This is a genomic window from Pseudonocardia sp. Ae717_Ps2, assembly GCF_001932475.1.
GTDB lineage: Bacteria > Actinomycetota > Actinomycetes > Mycobacteriales > Pseudonocardiaceae > Pseudonocardia.
This window is the reverse complement of sequence record NZ_MCIS01000001.1, coordinates 3,248,611-3,266,917: the sequence shown is the minus strand read 5'-3', so window position 1 is coordinate 3,266,917 and position 18,307 is coordinate 3,248,611. Positions and strand designations below refer to the sequence as shown.

Sequence of the window (18,307 nt, the reverse complement as noted above, 5' to 3'; positions counted from 1 at the left end):
TGGATGTCACGCCGGTTCCGAGGACGAGGGCGCCGCGGGTGCCCGTCGGCCGCGTGCCGAGGACGACGGGATGGAGGAGGCTGGGCGTCGGCACGGCCGACGAGCGGGGGAGACGCGATGACCGACCTCGGGTCCGGGCCCGGCGCGGTCTTCACACCCGCCGACCGCGCGTTGCTCGCCCTGTTCGACACCGCGGTCGACCGGCCCCTCGGCCCCCGCACCGACGACGGCCGCGGCAGCCTGCTGGTGGTCGCCGGCCCGGTCGGGAGCGGGCGGACCGCCGCGTTGGGGGACTGCACCGTGCGTGCCGGTGGGCGTGGGGCGGTCACCCTGACCGCGCGCTGCCACCCCGTCGACCGGCAGGTCCCCGGCGCGGTCGTGCGGAGCCTGCTCGGTCCCCGGGGCGCGGGAACCGGTGTCGCGGGCCCGACCGGGCGACCGGAGGCGGACCTCGCGGACCTGCTGACCGGCCGGCCGGGAGTGCTCGTCGTCGACGACGCCGAGCACTGCGACGACCTGTCGGCGGGGTGGTTGGCCGATCTCGTCGATCCCGGCGCGCGGCTTCCGGTCGTCGTTCTCCTCGGGGCCCTCGGGAACGGTGCGTCGGGCCTCCCCGACCCGCTGGCGGCACGGGCGGAGGTGGTGCACGTCCTCGAGCCCCTGGAACCCGTCCGGGTGGACGCGGCCGTGCGCGCCCGCTGGGGCCGGGAGGTCGGCGACGGTGTGCTCGCCGCGGTCCGGGAGGTCACCGGGGGGAACCCGCTGCTGTTGGCCGGGCTGTTGGACCTCCCGGACCCGCCCGACCCCGCGCGGGTGCGACGAGCCGGTTCGCCCCGTCTGCGGCTGCGGTTCGACGATGCGCTGCGCCGGTCGTCCCGGGACGTCGGGGAGCTGCTCGCGACGGTGGCGGTCCTGGGGGAGCACGCCACCCCGCAACGGTGCGCCGCGCTGGTCCCCGCGGCCGGGGCGGACCTCGCCGCAGCCCGTCGTGACGCGGTTGCCGCCGGGCTGCTGCTGGACGAGGCAGCCCCGCGGCTGCGGCACCCGCTGGTCGGCTCCGCGGCCCTGGCGGTCCTGGATCCGCAGGAGCGCCGCCGCCTGCGTCTCGACGCGGCCGCGCTGCTCGCCGAGTCGGGCGAGCCGTCGGCGGCCGCCGACGTGCTGCACGACGTCGCGGGAACGCTGCCCGACGACATGGTCGCGGTCCTGTGCGACGCGGCCGACTGGTCGCTCCGGCAGGACGCACCGGACATCGCGGCCCGGCACCTGCAGCGCGCGCTCCTCGCCCATCCGACCGCCGCGCGCCGGGCGGAGGTGCTCGCGCGGCTCGCCGTCGTGGAGCGCGGCCTGCATCCCGGACGGGCCCGGCTCCGTGCGGTTCAGGCGGTCCCGTTGCTGCAGGGACTGCGCGAGCGCGCCGCGGCGCTGTGCGACGCCGGTGCGCTGGGACTGCATCTCGACCCCGCTCCGTCGGTCGCCCTGCTGCGCCGCACCGCGGCCGAGGTCGCAGGGGTCGAGGACCCCGACGACGACCTGCGCGACCTCGGACTGCGACTACAGGCCCGGGTCCACCAGCTCGACGGTCTCGAGGCGGCCGGGGTGGCCCGCAACGTCGCGCGTCTGCGTGAGCTCACCCGCGGCGGGGAGCCGCCCCTCGGCACGGCCGGTGAACGGGAGCGGATGGCGGTCCTGGTCCACTCCGCCGCGGTGGCCGGGGCACTCCCGGCGGCGCAGGTCGCCGAGCTCGCCCGGCGGATCCTCGACGCCGACCCCACCGCGAGCGCGCACGTGCACACCCCGACCGCCGCCGTGATCCCCTGCCTGTGCATGTCCGAGGCCACCTCCGGGCTCCCGGCCGTACTCACGACCGCGTCGGCGACCCCGGGCATCGCCCCGGTCACCGCCGCCGTGCTGCAGGCCGAGTACGCCGCGGTGCTGGTGTGCGGCAACCGGCCGGACGAGGGCGGGGAACTGAGCCGGACGGCCTACCGGGAGCTCGTCGCCCGTGCCCCCGGGACCGCACTCGCCGCGACCTTGCTCGTCCCGCTGTTCACCGCGGTGCACGACCCGGACCTGGCCCGTCGGGTCGTCGCGGACACCGATGCGCTGCCCGAGGTGCCCGACGACGTCGTCGCCGGGACAGCCATGCTGCGGGCCCAGGTCGCGGTGGCCGACGGTCTCCCGGCGGACGCACTGCGCCTGAGTCTGGAGGCCGGACGCGAGTTCGACCGGATCGGCTGGGTCGACGCGCCCCAGCCGTGGCGGAGCTGGGCGATCGAGCTCCGGCGCAGGGTCGGTGACGTCGGGGGCGCGCGTGAGCTCAGCGCGCGTGAGCTCGGGCTCGCCAGGGCGTGGGGGGCACCTGCCCGGCTGGGCCGTGCCCTGAGGACGGCCGGGGAGCTGGAGTCCGGCACCGCCGCCGTCGCGTTGCTGCGGGAGGCCGTCGAGGTGCTTCGGCAGAGCTCGGACCGGGCGGAGGGCCGACGGGCCGCCCTGGCGTTGCGCCGCCGGACGGCCGGGCCGGTGCCGGTGCCCCCCGAGGACGCCTGTGGTCCGTCACGGCTGGCCGGACGACCGGCGGACCGCCGGCACGGTCTCACCCCGAGGGAGTACCGGACGGCGGAGCTGGCCGCGGGCGGGCGTACGAACCCCGAGATCGCCACGGTGCTCGGGACCAGCGTCCGGGGCGTCGAGAAGCACCTCACGCGGATCTACCGCAAGCTCGGTGTGGCCGGTCGGCCGGCACTGGGCCGGATGTGGGAGGAGGGGTCCGATCTCCACCGCTGACGGTCCGGACCCCGGACGACTGCTGGATCGTGACGCCGAGCTCGCCGCGGTCCGGGCCGCGGTCGACGCCGTCGCCGCCGGGCATCCACGGACGGTGGTCGTCGTCGGGCCGGCCGGATCCGGTCGCACGACGCTGCTCGAGGTGACCGCCGGGCTCGCCGCGGCCCGCGGGCTGCCCGTACGGCGTCTCGGGGGGCCCGGCCCCCTCCCCGGCGGACCGCTCGTCGTCCTCGTCGACGACCTCGACGACGCCGGTGCGGAGGTCGGCCTGCGTGCGGCCGGGCTGGCACGGAGGTCGGCGGGCCCGGCGCCGGTCCTGATCGTCGCCGCGCTGCGCGGCACGGGCTCGGGCCGCAGCACGCCCGGGGCGGTGACCGCCGACGACGTGGCGGCCTGCCTCGGCCCGGCGCCCCCGGCGGCGCGGCCGGCGATCGACGCGCTCCTGACCGCTGCCGGTGCCCGGCTGCTGCCGCTGCTGCCGCTGCGGTCGGCGTCGACGCGGACGGTGCTGGACGCCGCGGACTGGCCGGTCGACGCGGTCGAGGCCGCGCGCGCGGCGACCGCGGGACTGCCCGGATGGCTGGCCGCGCTGGGCACCGAGCTCGCCGCCGACGGCGCGGACCGGACCGGCCGCGCCGTGAAGCCCGCTCTCGTGCGCGCGGCGGCCGAGCGGGCCACCGCCGACCGGCTGCCGGCCGTGCTGCGGCGCCTCGGCCCCGAGGCGACCGCGCTGGTGCGCGCCGTCGCCGTGCTCGGGACCGGGGCCGGCCGGGACACCGTCGCGGCGCTGTCCGAGCTGGACGACATCGCCCGGGAGGCGGCATCGGCCCGGTCGGCCGCGTTCGGGGTCCTGGAGGCCGACGGCGTCCGGTTCCTGCTCCCGCAGGCCGCCGCCGTCGTCCTCGCCACCACCGACCCAGCGACCCTGCGGTCCACCCGCGCGCGGGCCGCGCGGATCCTCGACGCCGGCGGTGCCGCCCCGGAGACCGTCGCCGACCAGCTGCTCGGTGCGGGACCGCCGTCCGACGCCGCGGCGGTCGCGGTCCTCCGGACGTCCGGGACGGCGCTGCTCGCCGGCGGGCAGCCGGGCCGGGCGGCGCTGCATCTCGGGCACGCGCTGACCGGGCCGGTCCCCGTGAGCGACCGAGCCGCCCTGCTCACCGATCTCGCCGTCGCCGAGCGCAGCGCCGACCCCCGCCGTGCGCTGTCCCACCTGGACGCCGCGCTGGCGGTGCTGGCGGACCCGGTCGAGCGAGCACGGACCACGCTGCGGCTCGTCCCCCTGCTGGCCGGCGCCGGGACCGGTGCGCTGCTCCGCCGGATCGACGCGGCCCGGGACGGGTTGCCCGCCGCCGACCCGCCGTCCGACCTGCGGATGCGGCTGGCGGCCCTGGAAGCGCACGTCGCGGCGGGGGACCTGCGCCACATCGGCCGCATCCACTCCTGGTCGGCGGGCACGGAGCGCGCCCGCACCGCATCCGGCCCGGGCGCCCGGGCGGTCCGGGGAGCCCACGCGCTCTGCTCCGCGTGGGCTCTACGCGCGACCGCCGCCACCACGGAGCGGCGGCTCGCCGCCGCGCTCGGCGAGACCGACGAGTCCTTCCTGCGGCCCCTACGGGTCGCCGCGCTGGGCGTGGTGGAGCGGACCGGTGGCGATGCGTCCCGGCACGCCGAGGACGAGCGTGTCCTGAGGAGCGCCCGGCGCCGGGACCGGCCCGTCGTGCGGGCGCTGCTCCGCGCGGAGCGCGCTCTGGAACGCCTGCGCTCCGGCCACGTGCTCGACGCCCTGGCCGACGGGTTGCAGGCGCTGGAGGACCGCGGTGACGACATGGACCACGTCGTCGGCCCCGTCCGGTACGTCGTGGGCATCGCGCTGATCGAGGCCGGCCGCCCGCAGGAGGCCGTCCGACGGCTGCGTCCCGGCCCCGACGAGCCGGACCGCTGGTCGTGGCGGCACAGCTGGGTCCTCACCGCGCGGGCTGCCGCGGCCCAGGCGTCGGGCCGGCCGGAGGAGGCGCTGCGGCTGCTCGACGACGTCGAGCGGCGGATGCGTGCGGCCGGGGCGCTGAACCCGGCACCGCTGGACTGGTGGGAGCGGCTGTCGCTGCTCGCCCTCGGCGCGGGCGACACCACGCGCGCCGCAGAGCTGGCCCGCGAGCAGCTGGGTCTGGCCCGCCGCTGGCGGGCCTCCGGTGCGCTGGGGTCCGCACTGCGTACGTCCGGGCTGGTGACCCCCGGCCGGGCCGGCACGACACTGCTCCGGCGGGCCCACGACGAGCTGGCCGGCTCGCCACGAACCCTGGAGTGGATCCGGTGCGGTCTCGATCTCGCCGAGCGCCTCGGGCCGGGCGACCCCGACGCGACCCGTCTCGCCACCGAGGCACTGGCGCTCGCCGAGGCACGTGGCGCGCGGCTGCAGGCCGACCGTGCCCACGCGCTGCTCCCGGCCGGCGAGGAGCATCGCGTGGGCACGGGTCGCCGGAACGGAGGTCTCACCGCCGCCGAGCGCGAGATCGCCCGGCTGGCCGCCTCGGGGATGACGAACCCCGAGATCGCGGGCGCGCTGCACCTGACCCGACGGACCGTGGAGCTCCACCTCACCCGGGCCTACCGCAAGCTCGGCATCTGCGGGCGACACGAGCTGGGGGAGGCCCTCGGCGGCGCGGTGACCCCCGCGCGACCGCCCCGGGCACCGTGACGGCCGACCCCGCAGCCGACGACCGCGCTCGACGGCCGCCGTGACGGAGATCGATTACCATTCCCGAGGTCACGCTGAGCGAGACAGGAGCACCTGGATGAGGGAACGCCCCGGTCCCACGCCGCTGGTCGGCCGTGACCGTGAGGCGTCCTGGCTCCGCGGTGCCTCCGCCGCCGCGGCCGACGGTTCCGGGGCGGCCCGGCTGCTGCTCGGCGCCCCGGGTCTGGGCAAGACCGCACTGCTCACCGAGCTGTGCGAGGCGACCTCCGGCCCGGTGCGGGTACTGCGCGCCGCGGCGACGCGTGGCCGCGCCGAGTCCGGGTTCGGCGTGGTCCGGGAACTGCTCGGCCCCGACGCCGCCGCCAGGGCGGCCACCCTTCCCGGCGGGGCACGTTGGGCGCGGGCCGCTCTCGCCGACCCCGGGACCGACCGCACGGACGGCGGCAGTGCGGTCGGGGCGGTTCCCGAGCTGCACGGGGCCCTGCACGCCCTGTACTGGCTGACCGTCGACCTGACCGGCGACGGTCCGCTGCTCCTGGTCGTCGATGACCTGCAGTGGTCCGACGACGAGTCGCTCGCGTTCCTGGGCTTCCTGCTCCGGCGTCTGTCCGGGCTGCCGCTGGGAGTGGTCCTGGCCGCGCGGCCCGGCCCCGGCGGTGGTCCGGGCGAGCGGCTGGCCGGGATCGCCGCGGCGGCCGGCGACGCGGTGCGCACGCTGGCCCCGCTGGACCGCGACGACGTCCGACGGCTGGCCGCCCTGCGCGCCGGTGCGCCGCCCGAGGAGTCCCGCCTGGACACCCTGGTCCGGGTCTCCGGCGGCAACCCGCTGCTCGTCGAGCAGCTCGTCCCGGACGGCGGCGGCGAGATCGTGCTCCCCGCCGAGGCCTCAGAGGAGGTCGTGGACGACCTGGTGGAGCACCAGGTCCGGCTCGGTGGCGCGGCGCCCACGGCGGTCGCGCTCGCCGTCGTCGGCGAGGCCGGGGAGGATCTCCTCGCCGCCGTCGCCCGGGTCCCGACCGCCACGGTCCGGGAGTCGCTCGCGGCGCTGGCCGCGTGCGGGCTGACCCTGCCGGGGCGGGCGGCGTTCCGGCACGACCGGCTCCGGGGCGCGGTCCTGCGTCGCTGCGCGGGCCCGGGGGAGCTCGACACGCTGCGTCGGCGCGCCGGACGGGTGCTCTCGGACGCCGGGAGCCCCGCCGAGCTCGTCGCCGGCATCCTCGAACCGCTCCCGGCGCCGCCCGAGCCGTGGATGGTCGACGTGTTCGCCGAGGCCGCCGACTCCGCCGCCCGGCGCGGCGCGCCCGGCACCGAGGCCCGCCTCCTCGACCTGGTGGTCCGGGCCCGGCCCGACGACGTCGAGGTCCGGCTGCGGCTGGCCGCCACGATCGGCCAGCGGGACCCGGACCGCGCGCTGGACCACCTGCAGCACGCACTGGACGTCGCGCACGACATGGCCGGGCGGGCACGGGCGGCGGCCGCCTTCGCGATGACCGCCCTGGCCGTGCAGCGTGCCCCCGAGGGCGTGGAGCTCCTGGAACGGGTCCTCACCGAGCTCGACGGTGACACCACGCCGGCCGCGGCCGAGCTCCGCACGCACATCGAGGCCGCGCTGCTCGTGGTGGGGCTCGACGAGAAGCGGACGGTCGCCCCGACCATGGCGCGGATGCGCGCCATGTCGGTCCCGGAGGGACGCACGCCCGCCGAACGCCAGAAGCTGGCCATGATGACCGTCGCCACGGCGATGCAGGGTGGCCCGGCCGTCGCCGCCGTCGACGGGGCCCGCCGGGTCCTGCTCGGCGACGACGGCGGGCTGGGTGGCTGGGCGGCGCTGGCGTCGTCGCTGGTCCTGCGCCTCGGCGACGAGACGGCGGAGTCCGACGCCGTGCTCGACCGGCTCGTGGTGGCTGCCCGCGACCGCGCGTCGGCGTGGACCTACGCCTTGGTGACCGGGACCCGGTCGACGAACCGGCTCGCGACCGGCGACCTGCTGGAGGCCGAGCTCGACGCGCTGGCCGCGCTGGAGATCACCAGCCGGGAGACCTGGTCGGACAACGCCGTCGTCCCCACGATCGCGCTGGCGAGCGTCCGGGTCCACCGGGGCGACCCGGCCGGTGCGGAGGAGCTGCTCGACGGCATCTCCCGCCCGCGCACCGAGGACTTCGCGTGGGAGTACCACGACCTGCTGATGGTCCGGGCCGGGGCGCGCGCCGTCGCCGGCGACACCGAGGGGGCGCTGCGGACCTACGAGCGCTGCGGCCGCAGCCTGGCCGAGGCGGGCATCGCCAACCCGGTGTTCGCGCCGTGGTGGGCGGAGGCCGCGATGCTGCTGGGTGACCTGGGCCGGCACCGGGAGGCCGCCGCTGCCGCCGAGCACGGCGCGGAGCTCGCGGACCGCTGGGGCACCCCGCGTGGGGCGGGCCTCGCCCTGCTCGCGGCCGCCGCGGCGGACCCTGCTCGCGCCCACCCGCTGCTGGCCGAGGCCGTGGACGCCCTGGAACGCAGCCCCGCCCGGCTCGACCAGGCTCGTGCCCGTCGCCGCCTCGGGACGGAGCTGCTGCGCCAGGGCCGGGTACGGGCCGCCCGGAGCCAGCTGCGCACCGCCGCCCAGCTCGCTGCGCGCTGCGGCGCGGTCCACGAGGCCGGGACCGCCCGCGACCTGCTCGTCGCCGCCGGCGGGCGGATGCGCCGCCCCCGCGGATCCCCGCTCGACTCGCTGACGGCCGCCGAGCACCGTGTGGTCCGCCTCGCCGCCCAGGGCCTGCGCAACCGGGAGATCGCCGAGGCCCTGTTCGTGACCCTGCGCACGGTCGAGGTGCACCTCACGGGCGCCTACCGCAAGCTCGGCGTCGCGGACCGCTCCGCGCTCACCGCCCTGGTCTGTGCGGCCACCGCGGGCGAGGGCATCGCACCGGTGTCGGGAAGCGCCACCGGATGACGGAACCGGTCGAGCGCTCCGCGGCGCTGGCCGCGCTGGACGGCTTCGTCGAACGTGCCGCCCGGGGCGAGGCTCCCCTCTGCGTCGTGACCGGCCTCCCCGGCACCGGCCGTTCGCTGCTGGCGCGGCGCACCGCAGAACGGGCCGTGGACCGCGGGGTGCGGGTGCTGCGCGCCCGTGCGCTGCCGCCCGCGGCGGGCCGGGAGCCGGGGGCTGCGGCCGACCTCGTCGCCGATCTCGTGGCCGACCTCGTCGACGACCTGCCGGGCGCCGGGCCGGCCGGGTCCGCAGCTGCCCACCTGAGCGACGCGGTCCTGCACGACCGGTGCCGGGTCGTGCTCGCCGCCGCGGCGTCGCGCCCGGTGCTCGTCGTGGTGGACGACCTCCTGCGGGCGGACCCCCGGAGCCGGGTGTGGCTGCAGATGCTGCTGCGGCGCAGGCACTCCGCCCCGATCGCCGGACTCGTCGTGCTCGACGGGGCACAGGACCCGTCCGGATGGGACGTGCCTCCCGCCGGCCCCGGCGACCTGCTGGTGCGCACCGCGCCGCTCACCCTGGGCGGCGTCCGCGCGGTCCTGGTCGCGGCCGGCGTCGCCCCCGACCGGCGCACCACCGTGCTGGCCCGGCGCGCCACCGGCGGCAACCCCGCGGTGCTGGACGCCGCGCTGGCCAGGCTCGGCAGCAGAGCCGCGACCGCCGAGGCGCTGTGCCGCGCGGCCGTCGATGCCCGCCGGGAGCAGGTCGGCTCGGTGCTCGACAGGCTGCCCGCCGACTTGTCGGCCCCGCTGCTGGCGCTCGCCGTCTGCGGGGGTGAGCTCGAACCGGTCTCGGCCCGCCTCGGCGGGCCGGGACCGGGCACCGCCGGCCGGGTCCGGGACCGGCTGCGCGCCACCGGCCTGGTCACCGGTGCCCGGCTGGTGCCGGACGGCCGGGTCGTCGTCGAGGAGGTCCTCGCACGGATCGGCGCACCGGAGCGGCGCGCGCTGTTCCTCGAGGCGATCGAGCTCGCCATACGCTGCGGCCTGCCCGACGACGCCGTCGCCCGCATCGCCCGCTCCGCGCCGACACTGCAGCACCCCCCGCTGGGCGAGCTGCTGCTGGCGGTCGCGCGGCGGCGGCGGGCCGCCGGGCGTGCGGCGGAGGCGGCCGGGCTCGTCGAACGAGCCCTGGGCGAACCGGTCCCACCCCGGACCCGCGCGGACCTGACCCAGGAGCTCGTCCGCGCCCGCGAGCGCACCGATCCCGCGACGGCCGCGCGGCTGCTGGCCCGTTGCGCGGTCGTGCCGGTCCTTCCCGGTGGGCCCGTGGACCTCGACCCGGTCGTGGTCGACACGCTGCTGTGCCGCGGTGAGGTGCGGGCGGTGCGCAACGTGGTCGCCGCCGTCCGCCGGTCGGCGGCCCCCGGGGGCAACCGGCCCGCCGTCCTCGTGCCGGCCCGGATGGCCGACGAGCTCGGCTACGACCTCACGCCCGCGCTCGGCGAGGAGGCCCCGGCGTCCGGGGCGACGGCGGTCCCGGACGGGGTGGCCGCGTGGAGCCTCACGCTGCGCGCCCAGGCGCGGGACCGTGCCGTCGCGCTCGCCCGTGCGGCGCTCGCCGCGACCGGCGGGGACGCCGTCGCGGTGACCCCGCGTGTCCTGGCGGCGGCCACCCTCGCCGCGGCCGGGCACCGGTCGGAGGCCCTCGACGCGACCGGGCACCTGCTGCTCGGCCTGACCCGCCGCGGCCGGGTCCCCGCCGCGGTCTGGGCCGTGTCGAGCCTGATGCAGCTGTCCGCGGGCCGGCGCGACGCCGCTCGGCGCGACCTCGACAGCGCCTGGTCGTCACCCGAAGCGGACGGGGCCCCCCTCGTCGCGGCGGCCGCCGTCCTGCTGAACCTCGCCGACGACAGCCCGGACGCCGCCCTGGCCGTGCTGGCCCGACCGGCCGAGCCCGACATCGACCGGCCCGGGTCCGCGTTGCTGCGGTACGCCGCCGGGCTCGCCCGGCACCGCTGCGGTGACCCGCCCGGTGCACTGGCCGAGTACCTCGCCTGTGGCCGGCTGCTGCTCGACCGGGGCCGGGTCAACCCGGTCCTGGCACCGTGGCGCTCCGGCGCGGCCCGGGTCCTGGCGGCGCGCGGTGACCACGACGGCGCCGACCGGCTCCTGGCCGATGAGCTGCGGCTGGCACGCCGCTGGGGGACGCCCGCCCCGGTCGCCGCCGCCTGCCGACACACCGACCGAGCTCCCGTGCCCCACCCCGCCGGCACTCCCCGTTCCGATGCGTGACGCCGTGGACGCCGCGGTCGAGCGACTCCTGGCCGGCGCGGTGCAGGGCCGAGGCGGCGCCGTCGTGGTCCGGGGCGGTGTCGGCTCCGGCCGCACCACCGTGCTCGACGACGCCGCCGCAGCGGCGGCCGCCCGGGGGATGCAGGTGCTGCGTGCCACGGCGGCACCGGCCGAGACCGGTTTCGACCACGGGGTGACCCACCAGCTCGTCGACCCGCTGTTGCTCGGCGCCCGGGGCTGGCACCTCGCCGCGCCACCGACCGGGCTGCTCCCGGGCCGCGACCCGGCCGTGGAGTACGGAGCCGGGGCCCGCGACCGGACGCTGTGGCGGTTCGTCGAGGCGCTGGCCGGCCGGGTGCCGCTGGCCGTGCTGGTCGACGACCTGCAGTGGTCGGATCCGGCGTCGCTGCGCTGGTTGACCCGGCTCGCGGACCGGTCCGCCGGGCAGCCGATCGCCCTCGTCGGGACGGTACTGGCCGGGCAGGCCACGACCGGTGGTCCTGCCGACGACGGGGCCCTGCTGCGTGCTCTCCTCGCCGTCTGCGGATCGGTCCACCTGCACCCCCTGGACGTGCCGGCGACGACCGCCCTGGTGCGCGAGCGGTGTGGCCCCGGCGCCACCTCGGCCTTCCTCGACGCGGTCGGCGACGTCTGCCACGGGGTCCCGTCGGTCCTGCACGCCGTGCTCGACGAGGTCCGCGGCCTCCGCCCGGACGACGACGCCGTCGCGGCGGTCCGTGCCGCCCGGCCCTCCGCACTGCGCGAGCGGCTGCGTCGGGCGGCTCGTCTGCTCCCCGACCCGGCCCGGACGTACCTGCAGGCCGTCGCGGTCCTCGACGGTGCCGGACCGGGCTCGCCGGCCGACCGGCTGTCCGGGCTCGACCCGGTGGACCGGGCTGCCGCCGTCGCCCGGCTCGTGGGGGACGGGCTGCTGGTGGGGGATCCGCCGCGGGTCCTGCACCCGCTGCTCGGGGAGGTTGCCGCCGACCCGGACGGGTGGGAGGACCTGCACCTGCGCGCCGCCCGGCTCCGTCTGGAGCTGGGCCACGGCTCGGAGGAGATCGCCGCCCACCTGCTCGCCGTCGCCGCGCCCCTGCAGCGGTGGGGGATCGAGATCCTGCGGGCCGCCGCCCGCAGGGCGGCCACCCTCGACCCCGGCTCGTCGCGCGCGGTCCGCTACCTCCGCCGTGCCCTGCTCGACGACGACTCGACCGGCCGGGACCGGGGTGCGCTGCTCGTCGAGCTCGCCGCCGCCGAGTACACCGAGGAGTCGTCGACCGCGGTCCGTCACGTGGGCCAGGCGGTACGGTTGCTCGACTCCCCGCGCGACCGGGCACGCGCCCTCGCTGTGCTCGACCCGGCGCTGCTGCGTGACGCCCCCGAGCCGCTGCGTGCCGCCGTGCGGGACCTCGCTGCCGCGTCCCCGCCCGGGTTGCCCACGGCGCACGACGCGCAGGCACTCGACGACGACGACGCCCGCGAGCTGCGGCTGCGCATCCTGACCCGCTCGCTGCGCCTCGACGAGGACGAACCCGGTGGGACCGACGCCGTCGCGGGCATGCTGGACGAGGCTCTCGCCTCCGCCGATCCGCTCCTGAGCACCGCCGCCGGCCGGGAGCTGCTCGCGGTGGTGCTGCACGGTGCGGCGGTGGCCGGTACCGGGTCCGCCGCGGCGGTCGCCCACGTCGCCTCCCGGGTCCTGAAGGTCGCCTCACCACAGGAGCTGCGGTCCCCGGCCGGAGTGGCCGCGGGGGACGGACACCGCGGGCTGCTGATCACCGCACTGGTCGCGGCCGGTCGGGCAGCAGCACTGACCGTCTGGCTCGCCGAGCGCCCCGGTGCCGATCCCCGCGACCGGGCCGAGGCCGAGCTGGTACGACTCGCCTGCGGTGTGCCGTCCGAGCAGCCGGCCGCGGCACGTCCGTACCCGGACGGCCGGCCGGTCGCGTTCACCATCGCCCTGGCCTGCACCGCCGCGTCCGCCGGGGCCCGGCTCGACGACCGGGACCCGGACCGGGCCGGACTCGCCGCCCACATCCGACGCCGACTCGTCCGGGCCACGGCCGCGCTCGCCGAGGACGCCCCCGCGCTCGCCCTGGAATGCGTGTGGGACGCCGGACGGCACCTGGACCATCTCGGATGGTGCAACCCCGCTCTGTTCCCGTGGCGCGGCTGGGCCGCGGAGCTGCTCGCCGGTCGCGGCGACCGGGCCGCGGCTCTCCGCCTGCTGGACGAGGAGCTGGAGCGGGCGCTGGCCTGGGGCGCTCCCGGGCCCGTGCAGCGGGCACGACGGCTCCGCGACCGGGTCCTCGGGACCGGCACCGACGATTCCGCCGGGCACGACCGACCGGGTACGGGGCTCTCGCCCGTCGCTCCGGTGCCGCCCCCGCCGGTGCTCCCCGCCGAGCAGACCCGCCCGGATCCGGCCGCGTCCACCCGCGCACGGACCGCGGATCCGGCGGGCACGGCCGGGTCCGGCGTCGCAGGGGCCGACCGGCTCACCGCCGCCGAGCTGCGCGTCGTCGAGCTCGCCGCAGCAGGCGACGGGAACCAGCAGATCGCCGCGCGCCTCGGCCTCAGCCGCCGCGCCGTGGAGAAGCGGCTGACCAGCGCCTACCGCCGGCTGGGCATCAGCGGCCGGGCGGAGCTGCGGCCCCGCGGGTGATCCCGGCGGCCGCCTGCCCGGCCGCCCTCACCCGTCGCGGTCACTGCTCCAGCGCGGCCAGGTCCTTGCGGGCCCGCTCCAGCTCCGCCTCCAGCTCCGCGACCCGCGCGGCCTTCGCCGACCGGGCCCCCTCGATGAGCTCGTCGACCGGACCGGACAGGTCGGCGTGCAGCGCCGCGGCGGCCGCGGACACCGCCGACGCGGTCACCGGCAGCCCCCGCGCCACCCAGGTGCTGCCCTGCTTCAGCTCCGCCTGCCAGTCGCCGTCGGCGGAACCGCTGACGGTCAGGGTCATGGTCACGACCCGGGTGGTGCGGGCCGTCGAGCCCGGTGGCCGCCCCCGCCTCCGCTTCGGCGGCTCGGGCGTCGCGGCCCCCGCGGCCCCCGCGGCCCCCGTGGGGTCCGCGGTGTCTGCGGTGCCCGCGGACGGGGTCTCCCCGCCGGTCGTCAGCTCGTCGTCCACGTGCGTCCTCGTCCCTCTCCACTCGGCTGCACGGCCAGCTACAAGGGTGATTCACGAACGCCCGTTCGCCGGTAGCGACCCGCCGGATTGGTCCGTGTGGGTGTCGACGTCCGGCCTTCGGTGACGGTCCGGTGCGGCGGAGGTCACCCACAGGAGGTCCCGCGTGCGTGCGGCCCGGCTGCCAACATCGTGAGCATGCGCATCGACCACCTCGACCACCTCGTGCTGACCGTCGCCGACGTCGACGCCACCGTCGCCTTCTACACCCGCGTGCTCGGCATGGAGGCCGTCGAGTTCGGCGGTGGGCGCCGCGCACTCGCCTTCGGCCCCAGCAAGATCAACCTGCACCGGGCGGGGCACGAGTTCGAGCCGAAGGCCGACCGGCCCACCCCGGGCAGCGCCGACCTGTGCCTGATCACCCTCGACCCGATCGAGCAGGTCCGGCGTGAGCTGGCCGAGGCCGGCGTCGCCGTCGAGGAGGGGCCGGTCGAGCGGACCGGGGCACGGGGCCCGCTGCTCAGCGTCTACCTGCGGGACCCCGACGGGAACCTGGTCGAGATCAGCAACGAGCTCTGAGCCGTCGCACGCCTCCGGCCGGCCCTAATCTGGACCGCTGTGACGTCACGGCTCGTGCGCACCGTCCGCTTCCACGCCACGGGCGGCCCGGAGGTGCTGCGGATCGAGCACCTGCCGCTGCGCGACCCGGGCCCGGGGGAGGTGCGGATCCGGGTGCACGTGGTCGGGCTCAACCGCTCCGAGGTGAACTTCCGCCGCGGCACCTACCTCGACGCCCCGGTGCTCCCCGCGGGACTGGGGAGCGAGTGCTCGGGCACCGTGCTCGACACCGGCCCGGGGGTGACGGGTTGGGCACCCGGCGACGAGGTGTGCGTGATCCCGGCGTCGTCGCAGAACGAGCACCCGGTCTACGCCGACGAGGCCGTCGTGCCGGTCCGGTCGCTGCTGGCCCGCCCACCCGGTCTCGACGACGACGGCGCCGCCGCCCTGTGGATGCCGCTGCTGACCGTGTGGGGCATGACCCGCCACGCCACCCGGCTGCGGAAGGGCGACCGGCTCGTCGTCACGGCCGCGGCGAACAGCGTCGGGGCCGCGGCGCTGCAGGTCGCGCGGCACCTCGGGGTGCACGCCGTCGCCGTCGTGTCCGACGACCGGCACGCCGATGTCCTGCGTGCCGCCGGTGCCGCGGAGGTGCTGGCCGGTACGCCCGGCCCCGACGACCTGCGGGCGGCGCTGGGCGGAGGCGCCGACCTGGTCCTCGACGCCGAGGGCGGCCCGGGCGTCGCGCGGCTGGTGCGGGCCTGCGCGCCGGGCGGTGCGGTGATCGTGCACGGCGGGCTGTCCGGGGAGCCGACACCGCTGCCCGCGGCCGGGTACGCGCCGGTCTGGCTGCGCCGCTTCCACGTCCGCGAGGTCACCGGTGACGCGGAGACGCTGGCCCGCGCCGAGGCGTTCGCCCGCGCCGGGCTGGCCGCGGGCACGCTCGTCCCGCTGGTCGAGCGGGTCTTCGACCTCGACGACGGCGTCGCGGCCGTTGCCGCCGCGCACGAGCACCTGGAGTCACCGGACCGTGCCCCCGGCAAGCCGGTCCTGCGGACCGGTCAGCGGAACACGTAGGCGCCCAGCAGGGCGTTCCCGAGGCCGGCGACCAGGCCGAGTGCGCCGAGGGTGATCGCGACGACGGCGGTGCGCCCCGCCCCGCGCCGGCGGGCCGCGACGCCCATCCACATCGCGACCGCCCCACCGGCCCAGCCGAGCACGGCCAGCAGCAGGGCGCCGATCGCGGCGAGCGCGCCCAGGAACGCGGCCTGCCGGGCGAGGCGGTCGGCCTCGGCGGCGATGTGCGGCACGGAGCCTCCTCGACGTCGGGACCCCGACCGTAGCGGGACATGGGCACGGTCACGGTCGTTCGCATTGCTCATGAGATGGGTTGCGTGATGCAATGTTCAACAGGTCCGAAACGTCCATGATCTCTCCGGGGTCCGTTCCCGGGGAAAGGCGATGACATGTCCCGAACATCCGGTGCGGAGCACGCCCCCAGCCCGTTCCGTCAGCCCAAGGCCGTCTGGGCGGTGGCCTTCGCCTGTGTCATCTCGTTCATGGGGATCGGGCTGGTCGACCCGATCCTGCCGTCGCTGTCCGGGCAGCTGAACGCCTCGCACGCCGAGGTCGAGCTGCTGTTCACCAGCTACCTCGTCGTCACGGCGATCGCGATGCTGGTGACCGGCTGGGTGTCGTCCCGGATCGGTGCGAAGAAGACCCTCATCACCGGCCTGGCGCTGATCGTGGTGTTCGCCGCGCTGGCCGGGGCGTCGTCGGGGATCTGGGGCATCGTCGGCTTCCGCGCCGGCTGGGGCCTGGGCAACGCGCTGTTCATCGCGACCTCGCTCGCGGTGATCGTCGGCTCGGCCTCGGGCGGGTTCGCCGGCGCGATCGTGCTCTACGAGACCGCGCTCGGCGTCGGCATCGCCACGGGTCCGTTGCTCGGCGGGCTGCTCGGCACCGTGTCCTGGCGGGGCCCGTTCTTCGGTGCTGATGCTGATCGCGCTCGTCGCGACCGTCGTGCTGCTGGAGCCGACGCCGGTCCCGACCCGCAAGGCGACGTTCTCCGAGCCGCTGACCGCGCTGCGCCACCGCGCGCTCGCCACGACCAGCGGGGTCGGGCTGCTCTACAACTGGGGCTTCTTCACCCTGCTCGGCTACGCACCGTTCCTGATGGGCGGGCTCGACCCGATCTCGCTCGGCGCGGTGTTCTTCGGCTGGGGCCTGCTCGTCGCGGTCTTCGCGGTGTTCGGCGCGCCCTGGCTCAAGGACCGCTTCGGCACCGCGCGCACCCTCTACGGCGCGCTCGTCGGCATCGCGGTCCTGCTCGCGGCGATCGGGCTGTTCGACACCGTGCCCGCCGTGGTGATCGTCGCGGTGGTCCTGTCCGGCATCGTGGTCGGTGTCAACAACACCCTGGTCACGACGGCGGTCATGTCGATCTCGCCGGTGCCCCGCCCGACCGCGTCGGCCACCTACGGGTTCGTCCGGTTCATCGGCGGCGGCCTCGCCCCGTTCGCCGCGGGTCTGATGGCCGCGGCCGTCGGTGCCTCGGTGCCGTTCCTGATCGCCGCGGTCGTCGTGCTGGTGGGCGTGGTGCTGCTGGCGACGATCCGCCGCGATCTCGACGCCGCCGACGCCGAGGCCGAGCAGCCCGGCCCGTCGCACGAGCGGGCCGACGCCGAGGCCGCGGTCCGGGAGGTGCCCGGGCTGCCGACCGAGGCCGTGATCGCCGAGGACGCGCTGCAGCACGACCGGCGCTGAGCAGGATCCGCCCGAGCGGCCCCCGCCCGGACCGTCCGGACGGGGGCCGCCGCGGTGGGTGCGCCGCGGTGGGTGCGCCCGGCCGGTGGCTCAGCCGGTGACGAGGGCGGCGAAGCGGTCCAGGTCGACGTTGCCGCCGGAGATCGTGACGCCGATCCGCGCCCCCGCCCACCGCTGCGGGTCCGCGGCGACGGCGGCCCGGACTCCCGCGAACGCCAGCGCCCCGGTCGGCTCGACGAGCACCTTGTAGCGCGACGCGAACAGCGCCATCGACTCGACCAGGGCGGCGTCGGGCACCGTCACGATGTCGGTGACGAGCCGCGAGATCACCGGGAACGTGTGGTCGCCGAGGTGGGTGGTGGCGGCGCCGTCGGCGAGGGTGCGGGGCTGCGGGATGCGCACGACGTGCCCGGCGCGCAGGGACTGCAGGCCGTCGTCGCCGGCCTCGGGCTCGACGCCGTACACCCGGGCGTCGGGGGACAGGGCCTGGGCCGCGAGCAGGGACCCGGACAGCAGCCCGCCCCCGCCGAGGCAGACGAACAGCGCGTCGAGCGGACCGTGGTCGGTCAGCAGCTCGAGCACCGCGGTGCCCTGACCGGCGATGACGTTCGGGTGGTCGTAGGGCGGGACGAGGGTGAGCCCGCGCTCCTCGGACAGCGCGGTCGCGATGGCGTCGCGGTCCTCGGTCCAGCGGTCGTAGCCGATCACCTCGGCGCCGTAGCCGCGGGTGGCGGCGAGCTTCGTGGCGGGGGCGTCGTGCGGCATCACGATGGTCGCGGGCACCTCCAGCAGCTGCGCGGCCAGCGCGACGGCCTGGGCGTGGTTGCCCGAGGAGAACGCGACCACCCCGGCTCGCCGCTCGGCCGCCGTCAGCCGGGACAGCGTGTGGAACGCCCCGCGGAACTTGAAGCTCCCGGTGCGCTGCAGGTTCTCCGCCTTCACGAGCAGCTGCGCGCCGAGCTCGGCGTCGGTGAGCCGGGAGGTCAGGACGGGGGTGTGGTGGGCGTGCCCGCGCAGGATCGCCGCGGCGGCACCGACGTCGTCGGGGGTGGGGAGAGCAATCACCGGACCACCTTCCGCCGCCCGGCGGAGCAGGTTCAAGCCCGTTCGGGTTCATTCCCGTTCGGGTGTAACGACCGACACGTCCGGATCGCTGCTACCTGCGTGG

The 18,307-nt window shown here is 77.6% G+C and carries 11 protein-coding genes and 1 pseudogene; 9 read left to right on the top strand and 3 right to left on the bottom strand.

The features are described 5' to 3' along the window. The first annotated feature begins 117 nt into the window (after nucleotides 1–117). The 5 genes from Ae717Ps2_RS15105 (at nucleotide 118) to Ae717Ps2_RS15085 (ending at nucleotide 13,355) form a co-directional block, all read left to right on the top strand. Complete coding sequence (locus Ae717Ps2_RS15105) at nucleotides 118–2,787, top strand: LuxR C-terminal-related transcriptional regulator (protein ID WP_075333527.1); 2,670 nt, start codon at nucleotides 118–120, stop codon at nucleotides 2,785–2,787. Beyond that, nucleotides 2,726–5,485 (top strand): LuxR family transcriptional regulator, encoded by a 2,760-nt coding sequence (locus Ae717Ps2_RS15100; RefSeq protein WP_075306839.1) that lies wholly within the window; start codon nucleotides 2,726–2,728, stop codon nucleotides 5,483–5,485. The genes Ae717Ps2_RS15105 and Ae717Ps2_RS15100 overlap by 62 nt, the downstream gene beginning before the upstream one ends. A 97-nt stretch (nucleotides 5,486–5,582) precedes the next feature. Next, entirely contained in the window at nucleotides 5,583–8,420 is a 2,838-nt protein-coding gene (locus Ae717Ps2_RS15095) for an AAA family ATPase (RefSeq protein WP_075333526.1), read from the top strand. Then, nucleotides 8,417–10,690 (top strand): ATP-binding protein, encoded by a 2,274-nt coding sequence (locus Ae717Ps2_RS15090; RefSeq protein WP_075333525.1) that lies wholly within the window; start codon nucleotides 8,417–8,419, stop codon nucleotides 10,688–10,690. Before Ae717Ps2_RS15095 ends, Ae717Ps2_RS15090 begins: the two co-directional genes overlap by 4 nt. Then, complete coding sequence (locus tag Ae717Ps2_RS15085; RefSeq protein WP_158071498.1) at nucleotides 10,683–13,355, top strand: AAA family ATPase; 2,673 nt, start codon at nucleotides 10,683–10,685, stop codon at nucleotides 13,353–13,355. Before Ae717Ps2_RS15090 ends, Ae717Ps2_RS15085 begins: the two co-directional genes overlap by 8 nt. Nucleotides 13,356–13,395: 40 nt before the next feature. Here the strand turns inward: Ae717Ps2_RS15085 and Ae717Ps2_RS15080 are convergent, their stop codons facing one another. Next, nucleotides 13,396–13,818: a DUF6319 family protein gene (locus Ae717Ps2_RS15080; protein WP_020625785.1), complete on the bottom strand. Its 423-nt coding sequence runs from the start codon at nucleotides 13,816–13,818 to the stop codon at nucleotides 13,396–13,398. A gap of 195 nt (nucleotides 13,819–14,013) precedes the next feature. On the opposite strand from Ae717Ps2_RS15080, the gene Ae717Ps2_RS15075 reads away from it, so the two are divergent. Beyond that, nucleotides 14,014–14,394, top strand: a complete 381-nt coding sequence (locus tag Ae717Ps2_RS15075) for a VOC family protein (protein WP_043280256.1) — start codon at nucleotides 14,014–14,016, stop codon at nucleotides 14,392–14,394. Nucleotides 14,395–14,433: 39 nt separating this feature from the next. After that, entirely contained in the window at nucleotides 14,434–15,450 is a 1,017-nt protein-coding gene (locus tag Ae717Ps2_RS15070; protein WP_075306831.1) for a zinc-binding dehydrogenase, read from the top strand. Here the strand turns inward: Ae717Ps2_RS15070 and Ae717Ps2_RS15065 are convergent. Further along, complete coding sequence (locus tag Ae717Ps2_RS15065) at nucleotides 15,435–15,683, bottom strand: hypothetical protein (protein ID WP_020625782.1); 249 nt, start codon at nucleotides 15,681–15,683, stop codon at nucleotides 15,435–15,437. The two genes, Ae717Ps2_RS15070 and Ae717Ps2_RS15065, sit on opposite strands and share 16 nt — an antisense overlap. A gap of 156 nt (nucleotides 15,684–15,839) precedes the next feature. Here Ae717Ps2_RS15065 and Ae717Ps2_RS39080 point away from each other — a divergent pair. Together Ae717Ps2_RS39080 and Ae717Ps2_RS39075 are read left to right on the top strand one after the other, a co-directional pair. Continuing rightward, nucleotides 15,840–16,301 (top strand): annotated as a pseudogene (locus Ae717Ps2_RS39080) (MFS transporter); the annotation flags it as partial. Nucleotides 16,302–16,368: 67 nt separating this feature from the next. Further along, the gene (locus tag Ae717Ps2_RS39075) at nucleotides 16,369–17,139 is read left to right on the top strand and encodes an MFS transporter (RefSeq protein WP_233147775.1); all 771 of its coding nucleotides are present in this window, start codon (nucleotides 16,369–16,371) and stop codon (nucleotides 17,137–17,139) included. Nucleotides 17,140–17,229: 90 nt separating this feature from the next. Here the strand turns inward: Ae717Ps2_RS39075 and Ae717Ps2_RS15055 are convergent, their stop codons facing one another. Next, complete coding sequence (locus Ae717Ps2_RS15055) at nucleotides 17,230–18,204, bottom strand: threo-3-hydroxy-L-aspartate ammonia-lyase (protein WP_170917081.1); 975 nt, start codon at nucleotides 18,202–18,204, stop codon at nucleotides 17,230–17,232. Between the last annotated feature and the right edge of the window lie 103 nt (nucleotides 18,205–18,307).